The organism is Methylobacterium sp. J-077 (assembly GCF_022829365.1).
GTDB lineage: Bacteria > Pseudomonadota > Alphaproteobacteria > Rhizobiales > Beijerinckiaceae > Methylobacterium.
This window is the reverse complement of record NZ_JAKSYJ010000101.1, coordinates 1-26,966: the sequence shown is the minus strand read 5'-3', so window position 1 is coordinate 26,966 and position 26,966 is coordinate 1. Positions and strand designations below refer to the sequence as shown.

General features: G+C 69.8%; 30 protein-coding genes. 22 read left to right on the top strand and 8 right to left on the bottom strand.

Going from position 1 to position 26,966, the window contains the following annotated elements:
- Nucleotides 1–173 precede the first annotated feature (173 nt).
- The 4 genes from cobS (at nt 174) to cobT (ending at nt 4,162) form a co-directional block, all read left to right on the top strand.
- Nucleotides 174–1,157 (top strand): cobaltochelatase subunit CobS, encoded by a 984-nt coding sequence (cobS, locus tag MKL11_RS08375; protein WP_243942130.1) that lies wholly within the window; start codon nt 174–176, stop codon nt 1,155–1,157.
- Between the two features lie 5 nt (nt 1,158–1,162).
- A complete protein-coding gene (locus tag MKL11_RS08370) occupies nt 1,163–1,672 on the top strand; it encodes a DUF29 domain-containing protein (protein ID WP_243942128.1) in 510 nt (169 codons plus the stop codon).
- 84 nt (nt 1,673–1,756) lie between these two features.
- Nucleotides 1,757–2,248 (top strand): DUF29 domain-containing protein, encoded by a 492-nt coding sequence (locus MKL11_RS08365; protein WP_409565829.1) that lies wholly within the window; start codon nt 1,757–1,759, stop codon nt 2,246–2,248.
- 6 nt (nt 2,249–2,254) lie between these two features.
- Entirely contained in the window at nt 2,255–4,162 is a 1,908-nt protein-coding gene (cobT, locus tag MKL11_RS08360) for a cobaltochelatase subunit CobT (RefSeq protein ID WP_243942124.1), read from the top strand.
- A gap of 27 nt (nt 4,163–4,189) precedes the next feature.
- Here the strand turns inward: cobT and MKL11_RS08355 are convergent, their stop codons facing one another.
- Nucleotides 4,190–4,672, bottom strand: a complete 483-nt coding sequence (locus MKL11_RS08355) for a carboxymuconolactone decarboxylase family protein (protein ID WP_243942122.1) — start codon at nt 4,670–4,672, stop codon at nt 4,190–4,192.
- Nucleotides 4,673–4,751: 79 nt separating this feature from the next.
- Here MKL11_RS08355 and MKL11_RS08350 point away from each other — a divergent pair, with 79 nt between their 5' ends.
- Nucleotides 4,752–5,207, top strand: coding sequence for a MarR family winged helix-turn-helix transcriptional regulator (locus MKL11_RS08350; protein WP_243942120.1), 456 nt, complete (start codon nt 4,752–4,754; stop codon nt 5,205–5,207).
- Nucleotides 5,208–5,306: 99 nt separating this feature from the next.
- On the opposite strand, the gene rpmB is transcribed toward MKL11_RS08350, so the two are convergent.
- Nucleotides 5,307–5,609, bottom strand: a complete 303-nt coding sequence (rpmB, locus tag MKL11_RS08345; RefSeq protein ID WP_243942118.1) for a 50S ribosomal protein L28 — start codon at nt 5,607–5,609, stop codon at nt 5,307–5,309.
- Between the two features lie 343 nt (nt 5,610–5,952).
- Between rpmB and MKL11_RS08340 the strand changes: the two genes are divergently transcribed.
- Both MKL11_RS08340 and MKL11_RS08335 read left to right on the top strand, forming a co-directional pair.
- Nucleotides 5,953–6,855 (top strand): DUF3108 domain-containing protein, encoded by a 903-nt coding sequence (locus tag MKL11_RS08340; RefSeq protein ID WP_243942116.1) that lies wholly within the window; start codon nt 5,953–5,955, stop codon nt 6,853–6,855.
- Nucleotides 6,856–6,933: 78 nt separating this feature from the next.
- Nucleotides 6,934–7,224 (top strand): DUF1330 domain-containing protein, encoded by a 291-nt coding sequence (locus MKL11_RS08335; protein WP_243942114.1) that lies wholly within the window; start codon nt 6,934–6,936, stop codon nt 7,222–7,224.
- 10 nt (nt 7,225–7,234) lie between these two features.
- Here MKL11_RS08335 and MKL11_RS08330 read toward each other — a convergent pair whose 3' ends face one another.
- Nucleotides 7,235–7,591 (bottom strand): darcynin family protein, encoded by a 357-nt coding sequence (locus MKL11_RS08330; RefSeq protein WP_243942112.1) that lies wholly within the window; start codon nt 7,589–7,591, stop codon nt 7,235–7,237.
- A gap of 15 nt (nt 7,592–7,606) precedes the next feature.
- Between MKL11_RS08330 and MKL11_RS08325 the strand changes: the two genes are divergently transcribed.
- The 7 genes from MKL11_RS08325 to MKL11_RS08295 all read left to right on the top strand — a co-directional run bounded on the left by MKL11_RS08325 (nt 7,607) and on the right by MKL11_RS08295 (nt 15,335).
- Nucleotides 7,607–8,293 carry a TetR/AcrR family transcriptional regulator gene (locus tag MKL11_RS08325; RefSeq protein WP_243942110.1) on the top strand — a complete coding sequence of 229 codons (687 nt, stop codon included), beginning with the start codon at nt 7,607–7,609 and terminating at the stop codon, nt 8,291–8,293.
- 32 nt (nt 8,294–8,325) lie between these two features.
- The gene (locus tag MKL11_RS08320; protein ID WP_243942108.1) at nt 8,326–8,643 is read left to right on the top strand and encodes a hypothetical protein; all 318 of its coding nucleotides are present in this window, start codon (nt 8,326–8,328) and stop codon (nt 8,641–8,643) included.
- 142 nt (nt 8,644–8,785) lie between these two features.
- Nucleotides 8,786–12,118: a helicase-related protein gene (locus MKL11_RS08315; RefSeq protein ID WP_409565828.1), complete on the top strand. Its 3,333-nt coding sequence runs from the start codon at nt 8,786–8,788 to the stop codon at nt 12,116–12,118.
- Nucleotides 12,119–12,127: 9 nt separating this feature from the next.
- A complete protein-coding gene (locus tag MKL11_RS08310) occupies nt 12,128–12,421 on the top strand; it encodes an RNA-binding S4 domain-containing protein (protein WP_243942106.1) in 294 nt (97 codons plus the stop codon).
- 215 nt (nt 12,422–12,636) lie between these two features.
- Entirely contained in the window at nt 12,637–12,975 is a 339-nt protein-coding gene (fdxA, locus tag MKL11_RS08305) for a ferredoxin FdxA (RefSeq protein WP_058190913.1), read from the top strand.
- A gap of 560 nt (nt 12,976–13,535) precedes the next feature.
- The gene (locus MKL11_RS08300) at nt 13,536–14,135 is read left to right on the top strand and encodes a CarD family transcriptional regulator (protein ID WP_243942104.1); all 600 of its coding nucleotides are present in this window, start codon (nt 13,536–13,538) and stop codon (nt 14,133–14,135) included.
- A 324-nt stretch (nt 14,136–14,459) separates the two neighbouring features.
- On the top strand, nt 14,460–15,335 hold the full coding sequence (locus tag MKL11_RS08295) for an RNA polymerase factor sigma-32 (RefSeq protein ID WP_007559662.1): 876 nt from the start codon (nt 14,460–14,462) through the stop codon (nt 15,333–15,335).
- Nucleotides 15,336–15,397: 62 nt separating this feature from the next.
- Here the strand turns inward: MKL11_RS08295 and MKL11_RS08290 are convergent, their stop codons facing one another.
- The 4 genes from MKL11_RS08290 to MKL11_RS08275 form a co-directional block, all read right to left on the bottom strand.
- Nucleotides 15,398–15,847 carry a GNAT family N-acetyltransferase gene (locus MKL11_RS08290; RefSeq protein ID WP_243942102.1) on the bottom strand — a complete coding sequence of 150 codons (450 nt, stop codon included), beginning with the start codon at nt 15,845–15,847 and terminating at the stop codon, nt 15,398–15,400.
- 107 nt (nt 15,848–15,954) lie between these two features.
- Nucleotides 15,955–17,187, bottom strand: coding sequence for an MFS transporter (locus tag MKL11_RS08285; protein WP_243942100.1), 1,233 nt, complete (start codon nt 17,185–17,187; stop codon nt 15,955–15,957).
- An 87-nt stretch (nt 17,188–17,274) separates the two neighbouring features.
- Entirely contained in the window at nt 17,275–17,667 is a 393-nt protein-coding gene (locus MKL11_RS08280; protein WP_243942098.1) for a tautomerase family protein, read from the bottom strand.
- Nucleotides 17,668–17,682: 15 nt separating this feature from the next.
- Nucleotides 17,683–18,243: a DUF4865 family protein gene (locus tag MKL11_RS08275; RefSeq protein WP_243942097.1), complete on the bottom strand. Its 561-nt coding sequence runs from the start codon at nt 18,241–18,243 to the stop codon at nt 17,683–17,685.
- A gap of 91 nt (nt 18,244–18,334) precedes the next feature.
- Here MKL11_RS08275 and MKL11_RS08270 point away from each other — a divergent pair, with 91 nt between their 5' ends.
- Complete coding sequence (locus MKL11_RS08270; RefSeq protein WP_243942095.1) at nt 18,335–19,210, top strand: LysR family transcriptional regulator; 876 nt, start codon at nt 18,335–18,337, stop codon at nt 19,208–19,210.
- Nucleotides 19,211–19,437: 227 nt separating this feature from the next.
- On the top strand, nt 19,438–19,815 hold the full coding sequence (locus MKL11_RS08265; protein WP_243942093.1) for a hypothetical protein: 378 nt from the start codon (nt 19,438–19,440) through the stop codon (nt 19,813–19,815).
- 298 nt (nt 19,816–20,113) lie between these two features.
- Here the strand turns inward: MKL11_RS08265 and secB are convergent, their stop codons facing one another.
- Nucleotides 20,114–20,614: a protein-export chaperone SecB gene (gene secB / locus MKL11_RS08260; protein ID WP_243942090.1), complete on the bottom strand. Its 501-nt coding sequence runs from the start codon at nt 20,612–20,614 to the stop codon at nt 20,114–20,116.
- On the opposite strand from secB, the gene MKL11_RS08255 reads away from it, so the two are divergent.
- The 6 genes from MKL11_RS08255 to mltG all read left to right on the top strand — a co-directional run bounded on the left by MKL11_RS08255 (nt 20,613) and on the right by mltG (nt 26,158).
- The gene (locus MKL11_RS08255; protein ID WP_243942088.1) at nt 20,613–20,792 is read left to right on the top strand and encodes a hypothetical protein; all 180 of its coding nucleotides are present in this window, start codon (nt 20,613–20,615) and stop codon (nt 20,790–20,792) included. The genes secB and MKL11_RS08255 overlap by 2 nt on opposite strands.
- A gap of 161 nt (nt 20,793–20,953) precedes the next feature.
- Nucleotides 20,954–21,670: a Tim44/TimA family putative adaptor protein gene (locus MKL11_RS08250; RefSeq protein ID WP_243942086.1), complete on the top strand. Its 717-nt coding sequence runs from the start codon at nt 20,954–20,956 to the stop codon at nt 21,668–21,670.
- An 18-nt stretch (nt 21,671–21,688) separates the two neighbouring features.
- A complete protein-coding gene (locus MKL11_RS08245; RefSeq protein ID WP_243942084.1) occupies nt 21,689–22,882 on the top strand; it encodes a murein transglycosylase A in 1,194 nt (397 codons plus the stop codon).
- A complete protein-coding gene (locus MKL11_RS08240) occupies nt 22,879–23,520 on the top strand; it encodes a Smr/MutS family protein (RefSeq protein ID WP_243942082.1) in 642 nt (213 codons plus the stop codon). The genes MKL11_RS08245 and MKL11_RS08240 overlap by 4 nt, the downstream gene beginning before the upstream one ends.
- 129 nt (nt 23,521–23,649) lie before the next feature.
- The gene (gene mutM, locus MKL11_RS08235; RefSeq protein ID WP_243942080.1) at nt 23,650–24,540 is read left to right on the top strand and encodes a bifunctional DNA-formamidopyrimidine glycosylase/DNA-(apurinic or apyrimidinic site) lyase; all 891 of its coding nucleotides are present in this window, start codon (nt 23,650–23,652) and stop codon (nt 24,538–24,540) included.
- Nucleotides 24,541–24,739: 199 nt separating this feature from the next.
- On the top strand, nt 24,740–26,158 hold the full coding sequence (gene mltG, locus MKL11_RS08230; protein WP_243942077.1) for an endolytic transglycosylase MltG: 1,419 nt from the start codon (nt 24,740–24,742) through the stop codon (nt 26,156–26,158).
- Nucleotides 26,159–26,966: the final 808 nt, after the last annotated feature.

Here is a 26,966-nt window from a genome sequence, read left to right as displayed (position 1 = left end):
TAGGGCAAACCGCGCGGCGTGACCCTATATGGCGCTGGTGCCGGTCAGTGGCGCCGCACGGCGCCGCCGTTTAAAGATCGAGTCCGCCCCGCGGCGGATGCCCGGCTCGACGTTCTTCCGTGCGGATGCTCCCCTCCTTCCGGCCGGGGCTTCCGCGCCTCACGAGGTCCCGAATGCTCTCTGACGACACGCCCGCCGCGCTGCCCGACCGCACCGTTTCCGTCCGCGAGGTCTTCGGCATCGACCTCGACCTCAAGGTTCCGGCTTATGCCGAGCCGGAGGAGCACGTTCCCGATCTCGATCCGGACTACATCTTCGACCGGGAGACGACGCTGGCGATCCTGGCGGGCTTCGCGCGCAACCGCCGCGTGATGGTCACCGGCTATCACGGCACCGGCAAGTCGACCCATATCGAGCAGGTCGCCGCCCGGCTGAACTGGCCCTGCATCCGCATCAACCTCGACAGCCACGTCTCGCGCATCGACCTCGTCGGCAAGGACGCGATCGTCCTGAAGGACGGCAAACAGATCACCGCCTTCCAGGACGGCATCCTGCCCTGGGCGCTGCAGAACAACGTCGCCCTTGTGTTCGACGAGTACGACGCCGGTCGCCCGGACGTGATGTTCGTGATCCAGCGCGTGCTGGAGCTGTCGGGCCGCCTGACGCTGCTCGACCAGAAGCGCGTAATCCGCCCGCACCCGGCCTTCCGGCTGTTCGCCACGGCCAACACGGTCGGCCTCGGCGACACGTCGGGCCTCTATCACGGCACCCAGCAGATCAACCAGGGCCAGATGGACCGCTGGTCGATCGTGACGACGCTCAACTACCTGCCGCACGACCGTGAGGTCGACATCGTGCTCTCGAAGGCGCTGCACTACCGCAACGACCAGGGCCGCGACATCGTCAACCGGATGGTGCGCGTGGCGGACCTGACCCGCAACGCGTTCATGAATGGCGATCTCTCCACCGTCATGAGCCCGCGCACGGTCATCACCTGGGCCGAGAATGCCGACATCTTCAAGGATGTCGGCTTCGCCTTCCGGGTGACCTTCCTGAACAAGTGCGACGAGCTCGAACGGACCCTGGTGGCCGAGTTCTACCAGCGCGCCTTCGGCAAGGAGCTGCCCGAGAGCGCGCTGAACGTCGCCTTGAGCTGAACCGCATGGAGGACGCGATGGCGCATCCGGCCCAAAGCGAAGCGATGGCGGCGGCTGCTCCGTCCGCGCGGGGCCGCACGCGCTACGAGGACGACCTGTACACCTGGGTGCAGGAACAGGTGGCGCTGTTGCGCGCCCGCCGGTTCGACGAAGTCGATGTCGAGCTGGTCGCCGAGGAACTCGAGGATCTGTCGAAGCGCGAATATGCCAGGCTCTATAGCTGCCTGCGCGTGCTGGTGATGCACATGCTCAAGTGGGATCAGCAGGCGGAGCATCGCACGCCGAGCTGGATCTACTCGATCCGTGAGCAGCGCCGTCGCTTCGATCGGGTCCTCAAGGGTAGCCCAGGCCTCAAGTCCCGGCTCGATGAGGCCCTGGCGGAGGCCTACCCGGACGCCCGGGACTGGGCCACCAACGAGACCCACCTCCCACCCGACGAGTTCCCGCCAGATTGCCCCTACGCCTGGGACGATCTGCTTCAGCGCCCCTTCGACCTCGATTCGGTGAAGACGTAGTCCCGTATGTCCGTCACCCTTCAAAAAGGACCTGTCCGGACCCGCGGCAGCAGCGGTGCCGATCCCGTCAACAGGGAGGACGCCGTGGCGCATCCGGCACAGACGCACGGGCCTGTTCCGGTGGCTCCTGCCGGGGACCGGACGCGCTATGCGGACGATGTCTACACCTGGGTTCAGGAGCAGGTCGCGCTGCTCCGCGCCGGCCGGGTGGACGCGCTCGACCTCGACAACATCGCCGAGGAGCTGAGCGACGTGGGCTCGGAACAGTACGACAAGCTTGAAAGCGCGATCGAGGTGCTGTTGGCGCACGTGCTCAAATGGGACCACCAGCTCGAACGTCGTAGCCGAAGCTGGTCGCTGACAATTGCCGAGCAGCGGGTGCGGATCGACAGGCAGCTGCGCAGGAATCCAGGACTCAAGTCGCGCAGCGTCGAGGCTGTCGCTGAAGGCTATCGGCTCGGTCGGCTGCGGGCCGCCCGCGAGATGAAGCGCTCGCCCAAAACACTCCCCACGGAGTGTCCCTACACCTGGGACGACATTCTGAATCGCCCCTTCGAATTCGAGGCCGACCGGTAGCCCCGCATGTCCATCTCCAACCGCAAGCCCGGCGAGCGCCGCGAATCCGTGGCCGAGCCCCTGAAGCGCTCGGTGGCCGGGTGCCTGCGCGCCATCGCCCGCCGGTCCGAGGTCGAAGTGACCTACGCCACTGACCGGCCGGCGTTGACCGGCGACAAGGCCCGGCTGCCCGAGCCGCCGCGCAAGCTCTCGGCGCAGGATGTCGCCGTGCTGCGCGGCAATGCCGACGCCATGGCGCTGCGGCTCGGCTGCCACGACATCGCGGTGCATCGCCGCCTCGCCCCCGAGAACGCCGCCGCCCGGGCGGTCTACGATGCGGTGGAACAGGCCCGGGTCGAGGCGATCGGCTCGCGGCGGATGACCGGCGTCGCCAGCAACCTCACGGCGATGCTGGAGGACCGCTACCATCGCGGCGGCAAGTACGAGACCATCACCGACAAGGCCGACGCCCCCATGGAGGACGCGGTCGCCCTGATGGTGCGCGAGCGCCTGACTGGGCAGCAGCCCCCCGAGGCGGCCTCCAAGATCGTGGAGCTGTGGCGCGCGCATATCGAGGCGAAGGCCGGCCCGAACCTCGACGGCCTGATCGGGTCGATCGAGGACCAGCGCAAGTTCGCCCGCTCTGTGCGCGATCTCCTCACCTCCCTCGACATGGCGGACGAGACGCCGTTCGACGCCGAGGATGACGAGAACGACGACGAGAACGACGCCCAGGACGACGAGCAGAACCCGAGCGAGGGCGATTCCGAGGAGAAGAGCCAGGGCGAGCGCGCCGAGATCGAGACCTCGGAGGAGGCCTCCGACGAGATCGAGGAAGGCGCGCAGGAATCCGCCGACGCACCGTCGGGGGAAATGCCCGACGAGTCCGAGGATGCCGAATCCGAGGAGGCCTCCGAGGCTTCGAAGCCGCCGACGCGCCAGGGCAACGAGGCACGCGGTCCCGAATACCGGGTGTTCAACCCCCGGTTCGACGAGATCATCCACGCCGAGGAGCTGTGCGACGCCGACGAGCTGTCGCGCCTGCGCAGCTACCTCGACAAGCAGCTCTCGCACCTGCAGGGCGTCGTCGGGCGCCTGGCCAACCGGCTCCAGCGCCGGCTCTTGGCCCAGCAGAACCGCGCCTGGGATTTCGACCTGGAAGAGGGCCAGCTCGATCCGGCCCGGCTCGTCCGCGTGGTCATCGACCCGTACCAGCCGCTGTCCTTCAAGCAGGAGAAGGACACCAATTTTCGCGATACGGTCGTCACGCTGCTCCTCGACAATTCGGGCTCGATGCGCGGCCGGCCGATCACCGTGGCGGCGACCTGCGCCGACATCCTGGCGCGGACGCTGGAGCGCTGCGGCGTCAAGGTCGAGATCCTGGGCTTCACCACCCGGGCCTGGAAGGGCGGCCAGAGCCGGGAGGCTTGGCTCGCCGCCGGCAAGCCGCCGAACCCGGGCCGCCTGAACGACCTGCGCCACATCGTCTACAAGTCCGCCGACGCGCCCTGGCGCCGGGCCCGGAAGAATCTCGGGCTGATGATGCGCGAGGGGCTGCTCAAGGAGAACATCGACGGCGAGGCCCTCGACTGGGCGCACAAGCGCCTGCTCGGCCGGCCGGAGCAGCGCAAGATCCTGATGGTGATCTCGGACGGCGCGCCGGTCGACGATTCGACCCTGTCGGTCAACGCCGGCAACTACCTGGAGCGGCACCTGCGCTGGATGATCGAGGAGATCGAGACCCGCTCGCCGGTGGAACTGCTCGCCATCGGCATCGGCCACGACGTGACCCGCTACTACCGCCGGGCCGTGACGATCATTGACGCCGAGGAACTGGGCGGCGCCATGACGGAAAAGCTCGCCGAGCTGTTCGAGGAAAACAACGCATCCGCGCCCACCGGCCGGGCCCTGCGCGCGGCCGGCGGACGGCGCTGACGGTTTGCCGGAAGCCCGGCGCGTCCCTCAGGACGCCTGCTGGGCGAGCGGCGGGAAATGCAGGCCGCCCGCGATTCGGTTCCAGGCGTTGATGGTGGCGATCGCGACGGTCAGCAGCAGCGTCTCGTCTGGGCTGAACAGCGCGTGGGGAAGCGCGGCGGAATGGGCCGGCGCGGCACCATCGGCCATGCGCGTGAGCTGCTCGGCCCAGGCCAGGGCGGCGCGCTCGCGGGCTGAGAAGCCCGGGTGGTCGCGCCAGACGGTGATCCCGTCGAGGATCGGGTCGGCGATGCCGAGGCGGCGGGCCGTGTCGAGGTGGAAGCCGACGCAGAACGCGCAGCCGTTGATCTGGGAGACGCGGATCTTCACGATCTCGCTCAAGCGCTTGTCCAGGCCGGCCTCGTCTACGGCTCGGCCGAGGGCGAGCAGCGCGGCCAGGGCCGCCGGGACCGAACGCTTGAACGCGTCGTACGAAAAGCCTGCGTCCTCACGCAGCGTCGCCTCGGACATGGTGTGCCCCCGCCCTTCACGCTATCATCAGAGCACGAACAAGATATCAGAGCTCTGATAATCGACAAGGACGGCTGCCATGAGCGCGCTGCCGGAGGCGGGACACGGCAAGCGCGGCGTCGACGGGCATCTGGGGTATCTGCTGCGGCAGGCCGCCCACGCCCATCGCCAGCGTGTCGAGCAGCGGCTGAGCGGCCTCGGCCTGACCCTGCCGCAATTCTCCGTCCTGACCATGCTGGCCGCCTATCCCGGCCACAGCAGCGCGGATCTCGCGCGTCTCGCCCTCGTGACGCCGCAGACCATGAGCGTCATCGTCGCCAACCTGATGAAGGCCGGCCTCGTCGCGCGGACACCGCATCGGGTCCATGGCCGCATTCAGACGATCGCGCTGACGGAGGCGGGCGAGACGATGCTCGCAGCCGCCAAGAAACGCGTCTATGCGCTGGAAGCGGACATGCTGGCCGCCCTCGCCCCCGAGGCGCAGGCGGCGATCCACCAATGGCTCACGCGAATCGCGCAGCCGGACGCTGACTAGGAAAACACGGCCCGCCGCAGGGAAGCGCAAACCGCCGCGGCATGTCCTGCCGCGGCGGTTTGAATCGTCCGATCGGTGGAAGCGCGGAAGCGCCCGAGATCAGGCCGCGACGGCCGGGGTCTCGGAGAGCTTCTTGTGGATCTCGCGCTTCAGCAGGCGGGCGGTCTGCGACAGGTCGCCCTCGCCGGCCTTGATCAGGAAGGCGTCGAGACCGCCGCGGTGCTCCACCGAGCGCAGGGCGTGCGCGGTGACGCGCAGGCGCACCCGCTTGCCGAGCGCATCCGACTGGAGCGTGACGTTGCACAGGTTCGGCAGAAACCGGCACTTGGTCTTGTGGTTCGAGTGGCTCACGAGGTGGCCGACCTGAACGGCCTTGCCGGTGAGTTCGCAGCGGCGCGCCATGATGACTAAAATTCCCGTCTCGTTCCGCTCGAGAAGACCCGATCGCAAGCGGCGCGATCATCGTCGCAGCGGGCGGCGCCCGATACGTATTCCAGGTCCAGCGGAGTCCTGTTGAAGGCGCGAGCCTATAGGCGACCCGGCCCCGATGCGTCAAGCTCCGCACGGTCGAACCTGTCGCGTGCGAGCCGGCCGGGCGCCCAACGGTCTGTTAACCATGAGGCCGGGATATAACCGTCATCGGCTCGACGCAGGCCAGCGCCGCGCCTGCACCGAGAGCCCGTCTCGCGAGATCGTCTCGCAAACGATAATCTTCGCCCGCGTTTTTTGGGATGCGATCCGGATCATGAGCGCCACGCCTGTCCGTCGGACGATCAAGCCGCTGACGATGCGCCTCCTCGGAACCGTGCTCGCACTCGCGGCGCTCGGCGTGCCGGCCGATGCCGCCCGCCGCGCGAAGCGAGCCGCCGCCGCGGCACCCGCCACGGTGACGGTCGATTACGGCATCAACCTCGCCGGCCTGCCAATCGGCACCGCGCGCCTCGCCGGCAGCTTCGAGCGCGACCGCTACCTGATGGACGTCTCCGCCACGCTGACCGGTCTGGTCGGGGCGATCACCGGCGGCAAGGGCTCGGCCCGGGCCTCCGGGACGTTTTCGGCGGCGCCGCAGCCGGGCGCGTTCTCGATCGCGACCCACACGGCGAGGTCGGGAATCGCGGTGCGCATGGCGCTGGCCCACGGCAATGTCGTGCAGGCCGAGATCACGCCGCCCCTGGTCGACATGCAGGACCGGGTGCCGGTCACGGCCGCCCACAAGCGCGGCATCATGGATCCGGTGAGCGCATTGCTGATGCCGGCCCAGGGCCGGGGCGAGCCGCTCGATCCGGACAATTGCAACCGGACCCTGCCGGTCTTCGACGGCGCGACCCGCTTCAACGTCGTGCTGAGCTATGCCGAGACCCGGGCGGTGCAGAAGCCCGGCTATGCCGGCCCGGTTTTGGTCTGCACCGCCCGCTACCAGGCGGTGGCCGGCCACCGACCCGACCGGCCTGGGGTGAAGTTCATGGAGGACAACCGCGAGATGTCGGTCTGGCTCGCCCCCGTCGAGGGGACGCGGGCGCTTATTCCCCTGCGCATCTCGGTGCTCACCACGATCGGCACCAACATCATCGAGGCGACCCGCTGGACCCAGGGCGCCGCCACCGGGTCCGGCGCCAGCGTCGCCCAGGCGAGCCTGCCCGGGCAGTAGCGCCCGGCCGCGCTTTGCCTTTGACCGGCGGCCCCTTTCCGGGCATCGCGTGCGCCGCGACAGGGAGGAGGCAGGACCATGGCGAAGGGCTACATCATCGTCCGGATGACGGTGACCGATCCGGAGACGTACGCGGCCTATGCCGAGATGGCCTCCGCGGCGATGCGGCTCCACGGCGCCAAGCCCCTGGTGCGGGGCGGCCGCTATGAGGCGCTGGAAGGCGAGGCCCGGCCGCGCAACGTCGTGCTGGAATTCGACTCCTACGACGCGGCGCGGGCCTATTATTTTTCGCCCGAATACCAGGCGGCCAAGGCGAAGCGCCTGCCCGCCGGCATCGGCGAAGTCGTGCTGGTCGAAGGCGCCGAGTGAGGCGGCCGGTTCAGGCGGCGAGCGGCGCCCGGCCGTAATTCGTCGCGTACGCGTTCTCGACCGCCGGGATGATCTCGACGATCGTGAACCATCGGTCCCAGAACGCGGTCTCGCGCAGAGCCTCGACCACGCCTTCGTAAGCATGGTGATCGCTCGCCTCCCAGACCCACAGGTCGGTGACGCGGGCCGTGCAGAATTCGGCATCGTAGAAGCGCAGTTTCACCGTGTCGGCGTGGCGGCGCAGGATCGGTTCGAACACCGCACGCAGCTTGGCGAAGCGATCGTCGATCGACAAGGCGAGCCATTCGGGCGCCGTCTTCACCAGCATGAAGACGGTGAGCTTGGGATTGAAGGTCTGATCGGACATGGACGCGACCGCTCCGTGGGTCTGTTGGAACGCCCGGATGATGCCTCCCTGCGGCCCGGCGCCGAACTCGCGTTCATGACCGGCCGGACGGCACACGGGCCGGTGCTCAAGCCCCGGAAAAGCCCGGAACAATCCCGGTCCGCCGTGACGGTGCGGACGATTCTCGAAGGCGCGGCTCGCGTTCTGGAGGAGCGGGGGCTGGCCGGCTACACAACCAACGCCCTGGCCGAGCGGGCCGGCGTCTCGGTCGGTTCGGTCTACCAGTACTTCCCCGGCAAGGAGGCGCTGACCGCGGCCCTGGTCGCGCGGGAGACCGGTTTGCTGATCGCGGCCGTGCAGGCTGCCACGGACGCGGAGACGCCGGAACGCGGCCTGCGCCGGATCGTGCAGGCGGCGGTCGCACATCAGCTGTCCCGGCCGCGCCTCGCCCTGCTGCTCGACCGCGAAGAGAATCGGCTCCAGCTCGCCGACAGCCTGGACGCGGCCTACCGGGCGATCGCGGGCGCGCTCCTGGCCCTGCTGGCCCGCCTCGACCCCGCACCGCCGGTCGAGGCCGAGATTGCGGCGGGCGACCTGTTCGCGCTCGTGCGGGGCATGGTCGATGCCGCCGGAGAGCGCGGCGAGCGGGCCGGCGACGCGCTGGAGCGCCGGGTCCTGCGGGCGATGTTCGGCTATCTCGGGCTGCCGTCCGCAGCGCACTGAAAATCTTTCCTTTTCCGGGCGATGATCCGCGCATGCGCGCGCACCGCCTCCGAATCGCCTTCGCCCTCGCTGCCCTCGCCGGACCGGCCGCGGCCCGGCCTCTGACCGCCGGGTCGGCCGATGCCGGCTGCGGCGGCGACGCGTTCTCGTCGGCCCAGGTGATCGAGCACCAGCCGCCGCGTCACGGCCCGCTGGTCGCGGTGCCCGACACCCTCTGCGCCGACCTCGCGCCCCAGCCCGGATCCCCAGCCACGCAGATCGACGTCTATCCGATGATTATGCCGCAGGTTGGCAGCGGCCCGGGTGATATCCCATATGGGAGAGGTCCGATGCGGCCCGACCGTCCCTGACGCGACCGGCCGCCGAAAAACCCCCTGCCCGCGCCAGACGGCGCCGCGCCGGCCTTCCCGCCCGAAGGAACCGCCGACCATCGACGCGCCGCTCCGCCCCCTCCCCCGCCGGTCCCTGCCGCGCGACGTCCGCGCCCGCGGCGTGACGGCGGTCCTCGGGCCGACCAACACCGGCAAGACGCATCTCGCCATCGAGCGGATGCTCGCGCACCCGACCGGCATGATCGGGCTGCCCCTGCGGCTGCTCGCCCGCGAGGTTTATCTGCGGGTGGTCGCCAAGGTCGGGCCCGAGAAGGTCGCGCTGGTCACCGGGGAAGAGAAAATCAAGCCGGACCGGCCGCGCTACTGGATCTGCACCATCGAGGCGATGCCCCGCGACCTCGACGTGGCCTACGTCGCCATCGACGAGATCCAGCTCGCCGCCGACATGGATCGCGGCCACGTCTTCACCGATCGCCTGCTCTACCTGCGTGGTCGGGAGGAGACGCTGCTGATCGGCTCCTCGACCATGCTGCCGCTGGTCCAGTCCCTGATCCCGAACGTCCACACCACGACCCGACCGCGGCTGTCGCAGCTGAGTTTCGCGGGCGAGAAGCGCTTATCGCGGCTGCCCCGGCGCACCGCGATCGTCGCGTTCTCGGCGGAGGAGGTCTACGCCATCGCCGAGCTGATCCGACGCCAGCGCGGGGGCGCCGCGGTGGTGCTGGGCGCGCTCTCGCCGCGCACCCGCAACGCCCAGGTCGAGATGTACCAGGCGGGCGACGTGGATTATCTCGTCGCCACCGACGCGGTCGGGATGGGGCTCAACCTCGATGTCGACCACGTCGCCTTCGCGGCGAACTGGAAATACGACGGCACCCGCTTCCGCAAGCTGACCCCCGCCGAGATGGGCCAGATCGCCGGCCGGGCCGGCCGCCATCTCGCGGACGGGACCTTCGGCTCCACCGGGCGCTGCCCGCCCTTCGAGCCCGAGATGGTCGAGCGGCTGGAGAATCACGATTTCGACCCGCTGCGCATCCTGCAATGGCGCAACCCGGATCTCAGCTTCGGCACCCTGGAGGCGCTCCAGGCGAGCCTCGACGAGCACCCGCGCGAATCCGGTCTCACCCGGGCGCCCATGGGCGAGGACCAGCAGGCCCTCGAGATCCTGATGCGCGAGGACGACATCCGCGACATGGCGCAGAGCCAAGCGACGGTGCGGCGGCTCTGGGACGTCTGCGGCGTGCCGGATTACCGCAAGGTCCACCCGCAGGTGCATGCCGACCTGGTGGCGCAGCTCTACCGATTCCTCATGAAGGGCATGGCCGGACGCATCCCCGACACGTGGTTCGCCGAGCACGTGGCGATGATCGACCGCACCGACGGGGACATCGATACGCTGTCCCGCCGGATCGCCCAGGGGCGGACCTGGACCTTCGTGGCGAACCGCCCCGATTGGCTGCGCGACCCTGAACATTGGCAGGGCGAGACACGTCGGGTAGAGGACAGGCTGTCAGACGCCCTGCACGAACGCCTCGCGAGCCGCTTCGTCGACCGGCGCACAAGCGTCCTGATGCGGCGCCTGAGAGAGAACACGATGCTCGAAGCCCAAATTTCCGCCGACGGTGACGTCACCGTCGAGGGTCAGCATGTCGGTCACCTGCATGGATTCCTATTCGTCCCGGATGCCAGCGCCGAGGGGCACGAGGCCAAGACTCTGAGGAGCGCAGCCGAGAAGGCGCTCGCCGGAGAGATCGAGGCCCGGGCCGACCGCTTCGCGGCGACCGCCGATGCCACCCTCGTGCTCGCGCATGACGGGACGATTCGATGGACCGGCGCCCCGGTGGCGAAGCTCACCCCCGGCGAGAAGCTGTTCGCGCCGCAGATTCGCCTGCTCGCCGACGACAGCCTCACCGGCGCGCATCGCGAGAAGGTCGAGGCCCGCCTCGATGCCTGGCTGAAGGCGATGATCGTGCGCCTGCTCGGCCCGCTGATGGAGCTCGAGACCGCGGCCGACCTCGTCGGGCTGGCCAAGGGCATCGGCTATCAGGTGGTCGAGGCGCTCGGCGTGCTGGAGCGCTCGAAGGTCGCCCAGGAGATGCGCAGCCTCGACCAGGAGGGGCGCGGCGCGCTCCGCCGGCACGGCGTGCGCTTCGGCGCCTACCACATCTTCCTGCCGGCCCTGCTGAAGCCGGCGCCGCGGACCCTGGCCGCCCAGCTCTGGGCCCTGCGCAACGGCGGCCTCGACCAGCGCGGCCTCGACGAGATCGCGCATCTCGCCGGCTCCGGCCGGACCTCGATCAAGGTCGATCGCGAGATCGCCAAGGGCCTCTACCGGGCGGCGGGCTTCCGAGTCAGCGGCGAGCGGGCGGTGCGGGTCGACATCCTGGAGCGGCTGGCCGACCTGATTCGCCCGGCCATCGCCTATCGCCCCGGCACCACGCCGGGCGCCCCGCCGGACGGCACCGCCGACGGCGACGGCTTCGTGGCCACCGTCGGCATGACCTCGCTGGTCGGCTGCTCGGGCGAGGACTTCGCCTCGATCCTGAAGTCCCTGGGCTATTCCCTGGAGGCCCGCCCCGGCCCGGCCATCACGGTACCGCTCTTGCCAGCCGCCGCGACGGCGCCGGTCGTGGTCACCCCCGCACCGGAATCCGCCCCGGAGAACGAGACCGGCGCCACCGGTCAGGACTCGGCCGGAGAATCCACGGGCGACGAGGCAGACACCGCCGCCCAGGCTGCCGACGCGGAGGTCTCTGGCGACGAGTCATCGGCTTCGGAAAATGCGGAGCCCACCCTTGCCGCCGAGGCAAGCCCTGAAAACGCATCCGCTCCCGCTGCCTCGGCGGAAGCCGAGCCCGTCGAACCGGCTGCCGAGGCCGAGCCGGAGGCGATCACCGCGCTGCAGGCCGAGCCGGAAGAAGCTCCGGCCGAAGCCGCCCAGGCCGCCGAGACACACGATTCGGAGACGGTCCAGTCCATTGGGACGGCCGCCGAGCCGGAAGCAACCGAGATCGCGTCCGGCTCCGAATCGGTCGAGCCCGAATCCACCGATGCGGAGAGCGAAGCCCCGGCGGAGCAGATCCTGATCGAGGTCTGGCGCCTCCAGCGCCATCAGCGTCCGGCCCATCCCCGGCCGCAGAATCGCCCGCGCGGCGCGGGTCGCGGGCGCGACGGTGCCCAGCAGGGTCAGCACCAGGGTCCCGGTCGCCCGGAGGGCGGGCGTCCCGATCAGCGGCGGGCCGAGGGGGGCGAGCGCCCCGGCAACGACGGCGGCCCCCGCGCCGAACGCGACCGCGGCCCCCGTCGCGAGCGCTTCGAGGGCGGCCGCCCGGAACGTCGGGACGATCAGCGCAATGCCGAGCAGCGCCATTCCGCCCCGCGGCCCGACCAGCGTCCGCCCCGGCGCGAGCGGGCTCCGGATCCGGACTCGCCCTTCGCCAAGCTGGCTGCGCTGAAGGCGCAGCTCGAAGCCGGCGACGGCGGGAAGCGCTGACGCCCGCGGATGCGGGAGGGTCGGCAGCGGCTCGACAAATGGCTGTGGTTCGCGCGGTTCGCGCGGACCCGATCCCTGGCCGCGCGCCTCTCCGAGGACGGCTTCGTGCGGGTAAACGGCACCCGGGCCGAGAACCCGGCCAAGGGCCTCATGATCGGCGACGTCGTGACGGTGGCCGCCCCCCACGCGACCCTGGCCGTGCGCGTGCTCGGCCTCGGCGAGCGGCGGGGTGCGGCCCCGGAGGCGCGGCTGCTCTACGAAGATCTGGCCGGCGTCCAGACGGGGATCGCCCCCCCGGAGTGATGAGCCGGCGCCACAGAAGCTGGTCGAGGACCGGGTCGTGCCCCCCTGGGACACCCGCGCGCTTGTCAGCCCGGGAGGCAAGGTCTAGAGCCCTTGGCTTCCGAAAGACTTGGTTCGACGCCAGGTTTTGCGGCGCACCATCGCAGCGCCACCTGGGCGTGCGGGCCTCCGAGGCTCCGCCCCGGCAGACCAGAATTTTGGGACGAAGACAGCCGATGACCTACGTCGTCACCGACAACTGCATCAAGTGCAAGTACATGGACTGCGTCGAGGTGTGTCCGGTGGACTGCTTCTACGAGGGCGAAAACATGCTCGTCATCCATCCGGACGAGTGCATCGATTGTGGCGTCTGCGAGCCGGAATGCCCCGCGGAGGCGATCAAGCCCGATACGGAATCGAACCTTGAGACGTGGCTGAAGCTCAACGCCGACTACGCCAAGAGCTGGCCGAACATCACGCAGAAGAAGGACGCTCCGGGCGACGCCAAGGAATGGGACGGCGTCGCCGGCAAGCTCGAGGCGCACTTCTCTGCCAACCCCGGTTCAGGCGACTAGCGCCTGACTCCCACGCGGGAAATGGCTTCGGAACAGGTCGGAGCTGAACGCTGCCGTCACCGCACAGAAATTGGATAACGGATCGCCTCACGATGTTGCGATCCGTCGGCGGTCCGACCGGTGCCTGTGAATCGCGGCCGAAACCGTGGCCGACCTGCGTCGAGCGAAGCCCTGAGCCGCGGGCAGGTCATTCCGCTCCGGCTTGGCCGGTGTAAAACTCTTTCGAGGCTGCGCCCGGACCGCGCGCGCTTCTTCAGGGATGCTTTGATCTGCGCGCCGGATTGTGGTACACAATCCGCCTGCCGTCGCTTGCGCCAGACGTGCTCCCTCGAACCGAAATGCCTTTCGCTTTCGTGAATTAGAGGCGTGGCACGCGAACGACCGCCGAGGGTGACTTCGGCGGATGTTCCGGTGTTTGCACGGTCGCGCCGGGGAACGCCCGGATTTGCGCTTCATCGTGCGCGGATCCCGGGAACGGCGAGGCAAACCGGGTATCCCGCCCGGAAGAACACGGTTTTGCGCGGCGCGGAGCGTCGCGCGCCAGTGGAGGCCCTTCTCGCATGACCACAGCCAAGAAGACGACGACCGCAGGCCGGCAAGGCTTCAAGACCGGCGAGGCCGTCGTATATCCGGCCCACGGCGTCGGTCGCATCACCGCGATCGAGGAGCAAGAGATCGCGGGCTACAAGCTTGAGCTGTTCGTCGTCTCGTTCGAGAAGGACAAGATGGTCCTGCGTGTTCCGACCGCGAAGGCCAACTCCGTCGGCATGCGCAAGCTGGCCGAGCCGGACCTGGTGCAGAAGGCCCTGGACGTGCTGACCGGCCGTGCCCGGATCAAGCGCACCATGTGGTCGCGCCGGGCCCAGGAATACGAAGCCAAGATCAACTCGGGCGACCTGCTCGCGGTCACCGAGGTGGTGCGCGACCTGTTCCGCTCGGAGGCGCAGCCCGAGCAGTCCTATTCGGAGCGTCAGCTCTACGAAGCGGCCCTCGACCGGATCGTGCGCGAGATCTCCTCGGTCAACCGCATCACCGAGACCGAGGCGCTGAAGCTGATCGAGCAGAGCCTCGCCAAGTCGCCGCGCCGCGCCAAGAGCGAGGCCGAGCCGGAAGCGGAAGCCGAGGGCGAAGGCGACGGCATTCAGGAAGTGGCCGCCTAAGGCGCCCTTCCTCGTCGACGAGACGAAGCCCGGCCTTGAGTGGCCGGGCTTTTTCTATTCCGGCGCATCGGATCGCTCGGGCGTGTCGCTTTTTCACGCCGGTTCGGTGGGGCGGGGACTGGACGGCGCGGCGCAGAAACCCATGTGACCGCGACGGAACACGGAAACGTGGCCGTCCGGCTGGCGCACTGCGAAGACCTGCGGCGGAACTTTCCTGTTTTGCCTTCCGTTGTCGGTTGCCTGGCGCCACCCACCGGTGACGCCCTGCGGGCTGGACGCTCCGTTCGGCGCCGCAACAGCACTCGGCAACAAGAGGCAGGCGGGATGGCTGATATCGCTGGAATTCGTCGGCAGTTCATTCGGACTGCCATGGAGGCGCCCTTCCTGGCCCGGGAAGAAGAGCGCGGCCTCGCCGTCCGGTGGAAGGACAACCGCGACGAGCGGGCCCTGCACCGCCTGATTTCAGCCCATATGCGCCTCGTCATCGCCCTGGCGGGGCGTTTTCGTCACTACGGCCTGCCGATGGCCGACTTGGTGCAGGAGGGGCATGTCGGCCTGATGGAGGCCGCGGCGCGGTTCGAGCCGGAGCGGGATGTCCGGTTCTCGACCTACGCGACGTGGTGGATCCGGGCTTCGATCCAGGACTACATCCTGCGCAACTGGTCGATCGTTCGCGGCGGCACGTCCTCGGCCCAGAAGGCCCTGTTCTTCAACCTGCGCCGGTTGCGCGCCCGGCTGATGCAATCGACCGAGGAGCATGTCGGCGACGAGATCCACCGCCGCATCGCCACGGCCATCGGCGTCTCGCGCGACGACGTGGCGCTGATGGATGCCCGCCTCTCGGGGCCCGACATGTCGCTGAACGCCCCCGTGGGCGAGGACAACGACGCCTCCTCCGAGCGCATGGACTTCCTGGTCGACGGCGCGGCCCTGCCGGACGAGACCGTGAGCGCCACGGTCGACGGCGAGCGCCGCCTCAGCTGGCTGCAGCAGGCGCTGACGGTTTTGTCCGAGCGGGAGCTGCGCATCTTGCGCGAGCGGCGCCTCGCCGAGGATCAGGCAACCCTCGAGGCTCTGGGCCAGCGTCTCGGCATCTCGAAGGAGCGGGTCCGTCAGATCGAGAACCGCGCCCTGGAAAAACTCCGCCGCGCCCTGGCCGACCGCTTCCCGGCCGCCACCGGCAGCCCGCATATCGGCTGAGCATTTTGTGAGACGGTTTTCTTTAAGCGAGCCCGGCCCGGTAGGCCGGGCTTTTTGCGTTTTCAGAGCTGCTTTTCCATCAGGATGGCCTGTGAAGTAACGCGCTTGCCCTGAAACGGTTTGGTCTCGCCGGTTGGGTCGAACCCCATCCGCGTCCAGAAACCCTGTACCGGATTGGTCGCCACCACAGCCAAGCGTAGGGTGTGGACGTGTAGGTTCTTCCGAGCGAACCGTTCCGTCGTTTGGCACAGCGCCCGGCCAAGGCCGGCTCCTTGTGCGCTCTGGCGGATCGCCAGGAGCCCGATGAAGGCTGTCCCCGCGGTCGGATAGCCGTCGATGAGATGGAGAAGGCCGATACTCGCGGCCTCGCATTTTGCCAAGAACGCGTGCCTGTTGCGTGGTTCGCATCCCGGCGGGAGCGCTGTCACGAATGCGGATGCGGCATCCTCCCGTCGCGGCACGCCATCGATCCGCATGGAGTAGGCTGTGAGGTCATCGAAGACGGTGTCCACCTCACGCAGATCGTCCGAGGTGACAGCCACGAGCGATACGGGCGACCGACACGCCATCCGCTTTCCTCCACACCAGGGACTGCAAGATGAAGCAGCAGCCCAGAGGGTTACGCCCCCTGCACCGCCGCCCCGCGCCGTTCCCGCCGACGCCGGCGGCGCCCGGGCTCGGGGGTCGCGTCGAGCCAGATCACCAGCGCGAGGGCCATGAGCGCGGGCACCCCGAGGGCGAGGAACGCGCCGGTCCAGCCGAACAGCGTATAGGACAACCCACCATACCAGCCCGACAGGGCGCCGCCGACGCCCTGCACGGCGTTGACGCTGCCGAGCGCCGTCTGGGTGCGGCCGGAGCCCCAGGTCAGGTCCGCCACGATCACCGGCACCGCCACCCCGACGATGCCGGAGGCCACGCCGTCCAGAACTTCGGCAGAGATGAGCCAGACCGGATCGTCGATCAGGCCCGAGAGCACCGCCCGCACCGGCAGCACCGCGAACGCCACCATCAGGAGCTGACGCCGGCCGCGCCGATCCGCCAGGGAACCGGCGAACAGGGCCACCGGCACCATCACGAGTTGGGCCACCATCACGTAGCGGGCGGTCCAGGTCGTGGCGTCGGCGGCGGTGGCGACCAGCTTCTGGCCGAGCAGGGACAGCATGCCGCCGCTGCCCAGGTTGAACAGCGTCAGCGCCACGGTCAGCACCAGCAGGCGGCGGTTGCCCAGCACCTGGCGGATGCCGCTGCGCCGCGGCTCGTCCTCCGCATCCTCCTGCCAGCCCACGGCGCGGCGGCGGTTCCAGGCGCCGGCCGGCGTCGTCAGGGTCGCGACGATCGCGGCGACCGCCATGCCGCCGAGCACCCAGAAGGCGATGGCCGGGCCGAACGTGCCGGTGCCGAGGCTGATGCCCCCGGCTGCGATCAGGATGCCGACATGATTGAAGGCTTGGTTGCGGCCCTGCTGCTTGGGGAACCCGTCCTTCCCGACGATCCCCAGGGTCAGCGCCGCTACCGCCGGCAGCAGCAGTGTGCCGCCGGCGGCCGCGAGCAGCTGCGCCACCAGGACCGCGGAGAAGCTGCGCGCCGGCAGCAGCAGGAGCGTGCCCGCCAGGATCGCCGCGCAGGCGAGCGCCACCAGCAGGCGCGGGCGTGGGAAGCGATCGACCAGCGCCCCGAACGGGCCGCTCAGGAACAGCGTTCCGAATCCGACCAGGGTGATGACGAACCCGACCCGCGCCGGGCTCCAGGACGCGGCCTGCGCCAGCCAGGTCCCCAGGAACGGCCCGAGGCCGCCCTGGATGTCACCGATGAACAGGTTGATGAAAGCGAGATGCGCGGTGGGACTCATGCGATCCAGGTCTGGCGGCGGGCCCGGGACCTGGACTCCGATCTCGTTACGGTCAAGCCCGGGTCGATCCGCCCGCCTCCCGCATCGTCAGGAGTCCGGCGGCCCGTACTGCATCAGCCCGTCGCCGAACGACCAGTTCTCGGGGGCGACCTCGACGAGGTTGATGAACACGTCGGCCGGCCTCACCCCCGGCTCGCGCCCGAGGTTGCGCGTGATAGCGGCGTAGAGCGCGCGCTTCTGGGCCGTCGTCCGGGGGGCATTGCAGGTGATCTGGATGATCACGAGACCGTCGCCGCGGTGGATGCCGAGATAGTCCGGCCCGTAGTGGAAGTTCGCCGTCTCGTGCTCGTGGACCACGGCGAACAGATCGCCTTCGGGCACCACGAAGGTCTGGCGCAGGGCCGCGTAGAGGCCCTCCACCAGGGCGGTGCGGTGGGCCGGGTCGCTGCCGGCGCGCAGGGAGATGCGGATCAGGGGCATCGCGTTGCGCCTCGCTCATAGACCGCGCAGGACGGCGAGGCCGGGAGCCGCGAGATAGGCGACCTCGGCCTGGGATCGCGCATCGGCCGAATCGGCGTGCAGGGTGAAGCGCGTCAGCCGCCAGGAGGTCGGATCGAGCCCGACCACGCTGGCCAGGATGCCGGGGCGCCCGGCAATGTCCCGGCTCCGGGCCCGCTCGGTCTCGCGCAGGCGGTTCAGATCCGCGTCGGGATCGACCTGTCGCATCTCCTCGGACAAGGCCGCGGTGGTCGCAGCGGCGCTAAGGCTCACGTCGAACGGAAGCCACGTCTCCACGTGCGGGCGGCCGAAACCCTCGATCACAGCCCGGAAGCCCGGCCCGGTGAGGGAATCCACGACAGCACCCGCATCGCGCCATAGGTAGAACGAGCTGTAGGCGTTCACCGTAGCGCCGCGCGCCCGCTCCTCGATTGCGAAGGCCTTCAAGACGAGGCCGGGCGTCGCGTCCCAGGCGGGTGCGCGTTCGGCGATCCGCGCACGGATTCGGTCCATCGGATAATCGGCCGGCAAGCGGTGCCGGTAGCGTGCAACAAGCATCGTCCTCTCCTCTGTCGCGCCGACAGAGTTGCAGGCGGCCATCATAAGAGCGAGATATCGCTGGGAATATCTCTGATAACGGACGCTTGTGATGCTGCCTCGTCCCCTCGACCTCGACGGCGTCCTGGCTTTCGTGCGGGTGGTCGATCTCGGCAGCTTCACCCGCGCCGCCGAGGCGCTGGACACCTCGCAGGCGGCGATCAGCCTGCGCCTCAAACGCCTCGAGGATCGGCTCGGCGAGCGCCTGCTCGACCGGACGCCCCGGCACGTGGCGACGACCCGGAAGGGCGAGCTGTTCCTGCCGGCGGCGCGGCGGCTCTTGGAAGCGCATGAGAGCGCCCTGTCGGAGATCACAGGCGACGTGCCGGCCTGGCTGTGCCTCGGCATCAGCGACCACGTCGCCGGCCCGGACCTGCCCGCCCTGCTCCGGCGCCTCGGCCTCGACAGGGCCGGCCTCATAACCGAGGTGCGGATCGTCCCGTCACGGGACCTCGCTTCCGCCTTCGAGTCCCCGGGCGAGGGCGGCTACGACGGGGTGATCCTGCGGACTGAGGAGAAGCCTGAGCGCGGCGGGACGATCCTGGCGCAGGAGCGCCTGGGCTGGTTCGCGGCGCCGGATTTCCCGGCCCCGCCGGCGGGTGAGCCCCTGCGGCTGGCAGGCCTGTCAGGACCCTGCAACGTCCGGGCGGCGGCGGCCCGCACCCTGGACGCGGCCGGCCTGCCCTGGACGGAAGTGTTCGTCGGCGGCGGCGTTCTGGCTGTGGGCGCCGCCGTCACGGCGGGCCTCGCCATCGCCGCCCTGGCGCCGAGCACCGCCCCGCCAGGGGCCGTGGAGATCGGCGCGCGCCTCGGCCTGCCCGCATTGCCGCTCACCTGGATCGTGCTGTGGTCCCGGAGGCTCACCGGGCGGCCCGCGGAAGCCGTGCGCACGTTGGCGGCGGCCTATCGCGGTCCTGGCAGCCGCTGACGGTTCTCACGATTTGCCTACATCAGGTGCGAGTTGAGTTCGAAGGCCAATCAGAGCGACGCCGGAATCAGTGTGGGACGCTACCGCAGCGCCCTGGAAGCCCGATCCCGTACGGACCAGCATCGGGGAAAGCCTCGCGACACCGCAACAGGACAGACTCGCGGTTCGGCGTTGTTTTCAGGATCGACGCCATCGCTCGAAGGCGCAGCGGTAGGCAGGACGGGACGATGGTCTGGGCAATCGTCGATGCGATCTACGATCGTCTAACGAGTTCCGACCCATTTCCTGGATGGTCGTTCGTCTTCGGCATTACGGCTGGCGTCATCATAGCCGTCGCGATCGAGTGGTTCGGCCGATGGCGCAAGAAAGTGAATTCGGACGACGCCCTACGGAAGCTCGACGCCAAAAAGCTCAACGAGCACCTGAAACTGTTCGGCAGCTTCACCAATACGCTTGGTGCGGCCATCATTGGCGCGGCCTTCATCCTCCCCTACATTGGGAATCACGCATCGCCCGATCAGGTGTCCGCGTGGGGGGTTGGCGCAGGCGCCCTCCTGCCACTTACAGGACAGATCATGCTACGGTTCGTGCGCAGCGAGAGTTGAAGATGACGAACACGTCCCTGCTATTCCTCCTGGTTGGCGGAATAATCGGCGGTGGCTTCGCGTACTTCTTCCAAGCCGCGCGTACCTTCGACCGCGAGCATGGGCCGAAGCAGGATGGGGAAGTGAAACGCTCGGTTTGGGCCGCACACAAGGGCTGAAGCGGCATCTTATCGAGCGCGCACGTCTGCGCCAAAGGCGGATGCCGATGCCGCGTCGACCGGTGCGTCACGGCGAAACCTCGGAACCGTCCCCGATGCGATCAGGGACGGCTCGCAGAATGCCGGAACGCCTCGGCTCGTCAGGAGGCGAGCGGTCCGCTGGCGCCCTGGGCTTCCATGGCCTTCTGCCGGTAGAGGGCGACGAAATCGATCGGGTCGATATACAGGGGCGGGAAGCCGCCGTTGCGAACCGCCTCGGCCACGATCTGGCGGGCGAACGGGAACAGCAGGCGCGGGCACTCGATCATCACGGCCGGGTGGAGCTGGTCGGCCGGGATGTTGACCATCCGGAAGACGCCCGCATATTTCACGTCGAACGCGAACAGCACTTCGGCCTGGATCTTGGCGTCGCCCTCTAGCGTCAGCTCGACCTCGAAATCGGTATCGGAGAGCTGCTGGGCGGTGACGTTCACCTGAATGTTGATCTGCGGGCCGACGCCTTCTTTGGGCTGCAGCGAGCGCGGCGCGTTCGGGTTCTCGAAGGACAGGTCCTTCGTGTACTGCGCCAGCGCGTTGATGGTCGGCGCGTCGCCCTGCGGCATGCCGCCGCCGTTGCCGTTGGCTGCCGGAGAGTCGGCCATGCGGATCATCCTTCTCGAACGGCCGGCAGGGCCGGCCCGGGTTATCGCGGCGGAAGCCGCTGAACGGCACCGCGAAGCGGCCCGGAAGGCAGCGCCGCTAACACGCGGGCCGGGCACGGACAAGCAGCAGGCTGGCGTGGCGCTGGCGGCGGCGGTGTCCGCGCCCCATATCGGTTGAGGCACGGAGATCGCGGCGTTCCGCACCGATACAACCGGCTCGCTCCTTGCGCGCTGGTCGGTTATGAGTCGCTGAGACCCGCGAGCGCTTTGCCGGCGCCGCACCGCGCACGACCTCGGCAAGGGGCACGAGGTCCCGCCGCGGCCACCATCGGATCGGTGATGCAGGACAGCTTCGACGTTACGACGATCATCTTTCTCGCGCTCGCCGTCTTCGTGATCTGGCGCCTGCGCTCGGTCCTCGGCCAGAAGACCGGCGCGGAGCGCTCGCCGTTCAAGCCGGTGGATCGCAGCCGGACCGAGCCGCAGGCGCGCTCCGAAGGCGACAACGTCGTGCGCCTGCCCGGCGCCGACCGGGTACAGCCCGCCCCGGCCCAGGCCACTGTTGCCGCCCGCGACTGGCGCGGCATCGCGGAGCCCGGCTCCGAGATCGCCCGCGGCCTCGAGGCCGCCGTGCAGGCGGAGCCCGGCTTCGACCCGCGCGCCTTCATCGAGGGCGCGAAATCGGCCTACGAGACGATCATGATCGCCTTCGCCAAGGGCGACCGGAAGACCCTGCGGGGGCTGCTCTCGAAGGAAGTCGGCGAGGCGTTCGAGCGGGCGATCGCCGAGCGCGAGCGCAACCGGCAGACGCTGGAGACCACCTTCGTATCGATCGACAAGGCCGAGATCGTCGCCATCGAGGTGCGCAACCGCGTGGCGCAGATCACCGTACGGTTCCTGTCGAACCTGATCACCGCTACCCGCAACGCCGAGGGCAAGGTCGTCGACGGCAGCGCCGAGACCGTAGTCGAGGTGCCGGACGTCTGGACTTTCGCGCGCACCCTCGGGTCGCGGGATCCGAACTGGCAGCTCGTGGCCACCGAGGCCGGCGCCTGATTTCGTGACACCGTTGCAGTGCCAAACCTGCGTGCCTGGTCCGGAGGTTTCCCGACCGCCCTCGCCACCCTCCTCTTCGCGACGTTCCTAGCAGGTTCGGCGCCGGCCGCCCCCGCGGTGGTCGGCGGCGCAGTCCTGACGCCCGTTCCGTTCGAGGCCCTACCGGGCTTTCCTGGGCCCGATGCGGCAGCAGCGCTCGATGCGTTCCGGCGGGTCTGTGCCGCGCCCGCGCCGCCCACGCCACAACCGGCGGCGGTTGCCGGCGACCCAGCGGCCCTGTCGGCGGCTTGCGCGGCCGCGGCCGGTGTCGCGCCCGAGGCTGCGGCTGCGTACTTCCGGGATCGGTTCGAAGCCTTCCGCGTGGTGCGCCCCGGGGCCGAGCGGCCCGGCTTCCTCACGGGCTATTTCGAGCCGGAACTGGAGGGGTCGCTCACCCAGGGGCCGGACTTCCCGACGCCGGTGCTCGCCCGGCCCGACGACCTCGTCTCGCTGGCACCCGGCGAGACTCGGCCCGGCCTCGACCCGGCCTTGCGCGCCGCCCGCGCCACTGCGGACGGGTTCGGACCCTATCCCGACCGGGCCGCCATTGAGGACGGAGCGCTGGGTGCGCGGGCGCAACCGATCCTGTGGCTGCGCGACGGCGTCGATCTCCTGGTGCTTCAGGTCCAGGGCTCGGGCCGCGTCCGGCTGCCTGACGGGCGGGCGGTGCGGATCCTGTATGACGGGCGCAACGGCCAACCCTACACGGCGGTGGCCAAGCTGATCGTGCAGGAGGGCCACCTGCCGCTGGAGGGCCTGACGCTCGACCGCTGGACGGCGTGGCTGCGCGGGCATCCCGAGACCGCCCGGCGCCTGATCCGCGCCAACGCCTCCTACATCTTCTTCCGCCTCGCCCCCGTGGAGGATCCGGCCCTCGGGCCTCCCGGCGCCGCCAACGCGCCGCTGGCGCCGGGCCGCAGCCTCGCGGTGGATGGTGCGCTCTGGCGCTACGGCCTGCCGTTCTGGCTCGCCGGGCCCCTCCCCGGCGCCGCGCCGGGCGAGACAGGGCGTCTCGTGGTCGCCGCCGACACCGGATCGGCGATCGTCGGGCCGGCCCGGGGCGACCTCTTCGTCGGCACCGGGGCGCAGGCCGGGATCGCGGCCGGAAACCTGCGCGACGTGGTCGGCTTCGTGGTGCTATTGCCGAAACCAATCCGTGGGCGCGCGCCGTGAGGCCGCCGCGCCGCACGCGCCGGCTGACCGCCGGGGAGGCAAGGCTCTGGAGCGAGATCGCCAAGCTGGTGACGCCGCTGACGGGCCGCGCGACGCCGCCCTCCGAGGCCCCACCGGCGCCGACCGCGACCATGCCGCCACTGGCGGCGCCGATCCTGAAGCCGACGGCGATCCCGGCGGCCAAGAAGCCGCGTCCGAAGCCGCCGCCCAAGCCGTCGGCGGCGGCGGCTCTCAAGGTCACCGCCGCGCCCTACCAGGCGCCGCCCCAGAGCCACGCGCCGCCGTCCGGGCTGGAGCGGCAGGCCAAGGTCGGGCTGCGCCGGGGGCGGCTGGCGGTGGAGGCGCGGATCGACCTGCACGGTATGGTGCAGGCGGAGGCCCATGCCGCGCTGACCGGATTCCTACTCCGGTGCCGGGCCGCCGGGCATGCCTACGTGCTGGTCGTCACCGGCAAGGGCGGCCAGGACAAGGGCGGCTCGGCCTATCCCGATGCCTTCGCCGAGCGGGGGGTGCTCCGGCGCAGCGTGCCGCACTGGCTGCGCGGCGCGGAGCTGCGCGGCATCGTGCTGGGCTTCGAAGAAGCCGCGCGGCATCACGGCGGCGGCGGCGCGCTCTACGTCAGACTTCGGCGGCGTTGAGCGCCAGGCTTCGCGGGCTATTCGCGCGGAGGGGCGGCAAACCGCGTCGGGTCCGCCATGTTGCGGTTCTCTTCGAACGTGTCGATATCCGGACCTCGCCCATGGTCCCACGAAAAAGTCCCGAAGAAAATGCCGGAGCTTCCCGAGGTCGAGACGGTGCGGCGCGGCCTGGTACCCGCGATGGTCGGCGCCCGGTTCAGCCGCGTCACCTTACGCCGGCCGAACCTGCGCTTCCCGTTCCCCGAGCGCTTCGCGGCGCGGCTGGAGGGGCGGACCGTGATCGATCTCGCGCGCCGGGCGAAGTATCTCACCGCCGCCCTCGATTCGGGCGAGACGCTGATCATGCATCTCGGCATGAGCGGCCGGTTCGACGTGGCGTTGCCCGACGGCAGCAACCTCTCGCCCGGCGATTTCTATCTGGAGGGCGCGCAGGGCACGCCCAAGCACGACCACGTCGTGATGGCGATGAGCACCGGGGCGACCGTCACCTACAACGACGCCCGCCGCTTCGGCTTCATGGACCTGGTCCCGAGCGAGACCCTGGCAGCCTGCCGCCACTTCGCCAACATGGGCGTCGAGCCCCTGGATGGGCTGACCGGGGCGGTGATCGCCGGCCTGTTCCGGCACAAGATCGCACCGCTGAAGGCGGCGCTGCTCGACCAGCGCCTGATCGCGGGGCTCGGCAACATCTATGTCTGCGAGGCCCTGCACCGGGCGCGCCTCCACCCGGAGACCCCGGCCGGCCTCCTGGCCAAGCCCGACGGGCGGCCGACGCCCAAGGCCAACGCCCTGGCCAAGGCGATCGTGCAGGTGCTGCGGGAAGCCGTGAAGGCCGGCGGCTCGACCCTGCGCGACTACGCCCACACCGACGGCAGCGCCGGCGCCTTCCAGCACGCCTTCCGGGTCTATGACCGGGTCGGCGAGCCCTGCCGCCATCCCGGCTGCGGCGGCGCGATCACCCGGATCGTGCAGGCGAACCGCTCGACCTTCTTCTGCGCGACCTGCCAGCCGCCGGTCTGATCGCTCCGCTCTTGCGGCGCGGAACGGCATTTTCGCCACAAACCCGGCTAGGGTCGCCGATCTCGATGCGCGCACCCGGTTGCGGGCAGCCGGTCCCGGCCCGCGGCGCGAGACGGGTCGCTCGGTCGCTGGTTTTGCATCATCGTCTTCCCGGAAGCCGGCACCCGGCTTTCGGGATGATGCTCGTGACAGGAACGCGATGTTCTTCCGCCGCTCAAAGACGCCCGCGCCCGAGAGGATCTCACAGGATTCGATCGCGCAGGATCCGGCCGACGAGCCGGCTCTGCCGCAGCGGCTCTCGCCCCGCTCGCCGGGCGAGGCGATCAAGCCGACCGCCGCGCCGCCGCCGCCGGAGAAGCCGGTGCGCGAGCGCAGCGGCCTCGTCGGCATCGTCAGCGGCGCCCTCACCTTCGCGGTGGTGATCGCCATCGCGGCGATGATCGGGATCACCCTGTTCCAGCGCCAGGTCCGCGAGCCGGGGCCGCTCACCACCGACAAGGTCGTGGTGATCCCGCCCCATAGCGGCACGGGCGAGATCGCCGAGGCGCTGAAGCGCGAGGGCGTGATCGACCATACCGGCCTGTTCGAGTTCGCCGCCCGCTTCGGCGGCCGTCCGGCGCTCCGGGCCGGCGAGTACATGTTCAAGGCGCATGCGAGCATCGCGGACGCCCTCGACACGGTCACCACCGGCCGGCAGGTGCAGCACGCGATCACCTTCCCGGAGGGCCTGACCTCCGAGCAGATCGTCACCCGGCTCAACGACAACGACATCCTCGCCGGCGAGATCAACGAGATCCCGCCCGAGGGCTCACTCCTGCCCGACACCTACAAGTTCGAGCGCGGCGCCACCCGCCAGCAGATCGTCAACCTGATGCGGGCCAAGCAGCGCGAGGTGCTGAACCAGATCTGGCTCCGGCGCAGCGCCGACGTGCCGGTGCGGACCCCGGCCGAGATGGTCACCCTGGCCTCGATCGTCGAGAAGGAGACCGGCCGGGCGGACGAGCGCCCCCGGGTCGCCGGCGTGTTCATCAACCGCCTGAACAAGCGGATGAAGCTGCAATCCGACCCGACCATCGTGTACGGGCTGGTGGGGGGGCGCGGCACCCTCGGGCGCGGCATCCTGCGCTCCGAGATCGACCGGCCGACGCCGTACAACACCTACGCGATCGAGGGCCTGCCGCCGGGGCCGATCGCCAATCCCGGCAAGGCCGCCCTGGAAGCGGTGGCCAACCCCTCCCGCACCAAGGACCTGTACTTCGTCGCCGACGGCAGCGGCGGCCACGCCTTCGCGGATTCGCTGGAAGGCCACCAGCGCAACGTCGCCCGCTGGCGCGCCGTCGAGAAGAGCCGCCAGGCGCCGCCGGCGGATTCGGTCGACAAGGTCGAGCCGGGCCCCGACCCGAGCGTCCCCGGCCGTGCCTCGGCCTTCGCGCCGGGTACCACGTCGAACACCAACGCGGCCTTCGCCCTCGAGTCCGGCACGCCGGGCACGCGCGCCTTCGACGCCTCCGAGGGCACGCGGCTCGATCCCCTGAAGAACCGCAGCTACGATCTCGGCTCGCCCAAGACCGTCCCGGCGCTCGCCGACCCGACGCCGGCCCCGCGCGGGCGGCGGTAGCGCGGTCTAAGGCGCGCGCGATCGGTTGAAGCGATCTCCCGTCCACGGCCTGATCCTGAGAGGGCGTCGGTCTTTCGGTTCCGCACCTGCGGAAGACGACGTGGCGTTTGTCGGACAGTCCAGCCTGGCACACGCGCCGAGGCGGGACGACGCCCGCGGGTTTCGGGCCGGGCTCGATGATAGAGCGCGACACGCCCCCTTTCCCATGCGGGAGAGGGCTGGGGTGAGGGACCAGGTCCATCCGGAGATGGTTGCATCCCTCACCCTGTCCTTCTCCCGCGCGGGAGAGGGGACCCGCGCCTCGTCCTGGGTCACAGGCCCGTCCCGGACCGCTCGGGTGTTCGGCTCAAGGGCGGTCGAGGGACGACCGATCGAAAGACTGACAGCCTCTGAGGCGGCGTAGCGAAGCGAAAGCCTCGAACGAGCCCTTCAGCCGGCGTCGCGATCCCCGGAGAGCACCTTTGAGTCCGCTGACGCGGCACCTCAGGATCGGTGAGTGGCTGCGATGTCCGCTGCTCTCCGTGGCTTCGAGGGCAGCGAAGCAAGCTGGGAGAAGAAATCTGACGGAGGAACCTCATGCTCTGGGTCCGCTTCCGACCCAACTCGATCGCCTGGGGCGCCATGGGCGCTTCCTGGAATCGGCCATTGGTTTGCTACCGGGCAACTTCGGCTCGGGGTGGCAATCGGACGTTGACCTTTCGCCGCGAAGCGGACGTTCTGTCTCCAACCCTTCTCCGACGTTCGGGGGAGTGGCCTCGGGACTATCGAGGTACGGATGATGGGGCTGTCGAGGTTCCAATGCTGCGGC

What these genes read in the sequence shown, in the direction of transcription:
- MKL11_RS08285 (WP_243942100.1), bottom strand. Translation starts at nt 17,187, where the DNA reads ATGAGTCCCACCGCGCATCTCGCTTTCATCAACCTGTTCATCGGTGAC.
- MKL11_RS08275 (WP_243942097.1), bottom strand. Translation starts at nt 18,243, where the DNA reads ATGCTTGTTGCACGCTACCGGCACCGCTTGCCGGCCGATTATCCGATG.
- MKL11_RS08300 (WP_243942104.1), top strand. Translation starts at nt 13,536, where the DNA reads ATGACCACAGCCAAGAAGACGACGACCGCAGGCCGGCAAGGCTTCAAG.
- MKL11_RS08370 (WP_243942128.1), top strand. Translation starts at nt 1,163, where the DNA reads ATGGAGGACGCGATGGCGCATCCGGCCCAAAGCGAAGCGATGGCGGCG.
- rpmB (WP_243942118.1), bottom strand. Translation starts at nt 5,609, where the DNA reads ATGGCGCGCCGCTGCGAACTCACCGGCAAGGCCGTTCAGGTCGGCCAC.
- secB (WP_243942090.1), bottom strand. Translation starts at nt 20,614, where the DNA reads ATGGCCGACTCTCCGGCAGCCAACGGCAACGGCGGCGGCATGCCGCAG.
- MKL11_RS08355 (WP_243942122.1), bottom strand. Translation starts at nt 4,672, where the DNA reads ATGTCCGAGGCGACGCTGCGTGAGGACGCAGGCTTTTCGTACGACGCG.
- MKL11_RS08250 (WP_243942086.1), top strand. Translation starts at nt 20,954, where the DNA reads ATGCAGGACAGCTTCGACGTTACGACGATCATCTTTCTCGCGCTCGCC.
- MKL11_RS08295 (WP_007559662.1), top strand. Translation starts at nt 14,460, where the DNA reads ATGGCTGATATCGCTGGAATTCGTCGGCAGTTCATTCGGACTGCCATG.
- cobT (WP_243942124.1), top strand. Translation starts at nt 2,255, where the DNA reads ATGTCCATCTCCAACCGCAAGCCCGGCGAGCGCCGCGAATCCGTGGCC.
- MKL11_RS08335 (WP_243942114.1), top strand. Translation starts at nt 6,934, where the DNA reads ATGGCGAAGGGCTACATCATCGTCCGGATGACGGTGACCGATCCGGAG.
- MKL11_RS08280 (WP_243942098.1), bottom strand. Translation starts at nt 17,667, where the DNA reads ATGCCCCTGATCCGCATCTCCCTGCGCGCCGGCAGCGACCCGGCCCAC.
- MKL11_RS08330 (WP_243942112.1), bottom strand. Translation starts at nt 7,591, where the DNA reads ATGTCCGATCAGACCTTCAATCCCAAGCTCACCGTCTTCATGCTGGTG.
- MKL11_RS08310 (WP_243942106.1), top strand. Translation starts at nt 12,128, where the DNA reads ATGCGGGAGGGTCGGCAGCGGCTCGACAAATGGCTGTGGTTCGCGCGG.
- cobS (WP_243942130.1), top strand. Translation starts at nt 174, where the DNA reads ATGCTCTCTGACGACACGCCCGCCGCGCTGCCCGACCGCACCGTTTCC.
- mutM (WP_243942080.1), top strand. Translation starts at nt 23,650, where the DNA reads ATGCCGGAGCTTCCCGAGGTCGAGACGGTGCGGCGCGGCCTGGTACCC.
- MKL11_RS08340 (WP_243942116.1), top strand. Translation starts at nt 5,953, where the DNA reads ATGAGCGCCACGCCTGTCCGTCGGACGATCAAGCCGCTGACGATGCGC.
- MKL11_RS08270 (WP_243942095.1), top strand. Translation starts at nt 18,335, where the DNA reads ATGCTGCCTCGTCCCCTCGACCTCGACGGCGTCCTGGCTTTCGTGCGG.
- fdxA (WP_058190913.1), top strand. Translation starts at nt 12,637, where the DNA reads ATGACCTACGTCGTCACCGACAACTGCATCAAGTGCAAGTACATGGAC.
- MKL11_RS08320 (WP_243942108.1), top strand. Translation starts at nt 8,326, where the DNA reads ATGCGCGCGCACCGCCTCCGAATCGCCTTCGCCCTCGCTGCCCTCGCC.
- MKL11_RS08255 (WP_243942088.1), top strand. Translation starts at nt 20,613, where the DNA reads ATGCGGATCATCCTTCTCGAACGGCCGGCAGGGCCGGCCCGGGTTATC.
- MKL11_RS08265 (WP_243942093.1), top strand. Translation starts at nt 19,438, where the DNA reads ATGGTCTGGGCAATCGTCGATGCGATCTACGATCGTCTAACGAGTTCC.
- MKL11_RS08350 (WP_243942120.1), top strand. Translation starts at nt 4,752, where the DNA reads ATGAGCGCGCTGCCGGAGGCGGGACACGGCAAGCGCGGCGTCGACGGG.
- mltG (WP_243942077.1), top strand. Translation starts at nt 24,740, where the DNA reads ATGTTCTTCCGCCGCTCAAAGACGCCCGCGCCCGAGAGGATCTCACAG.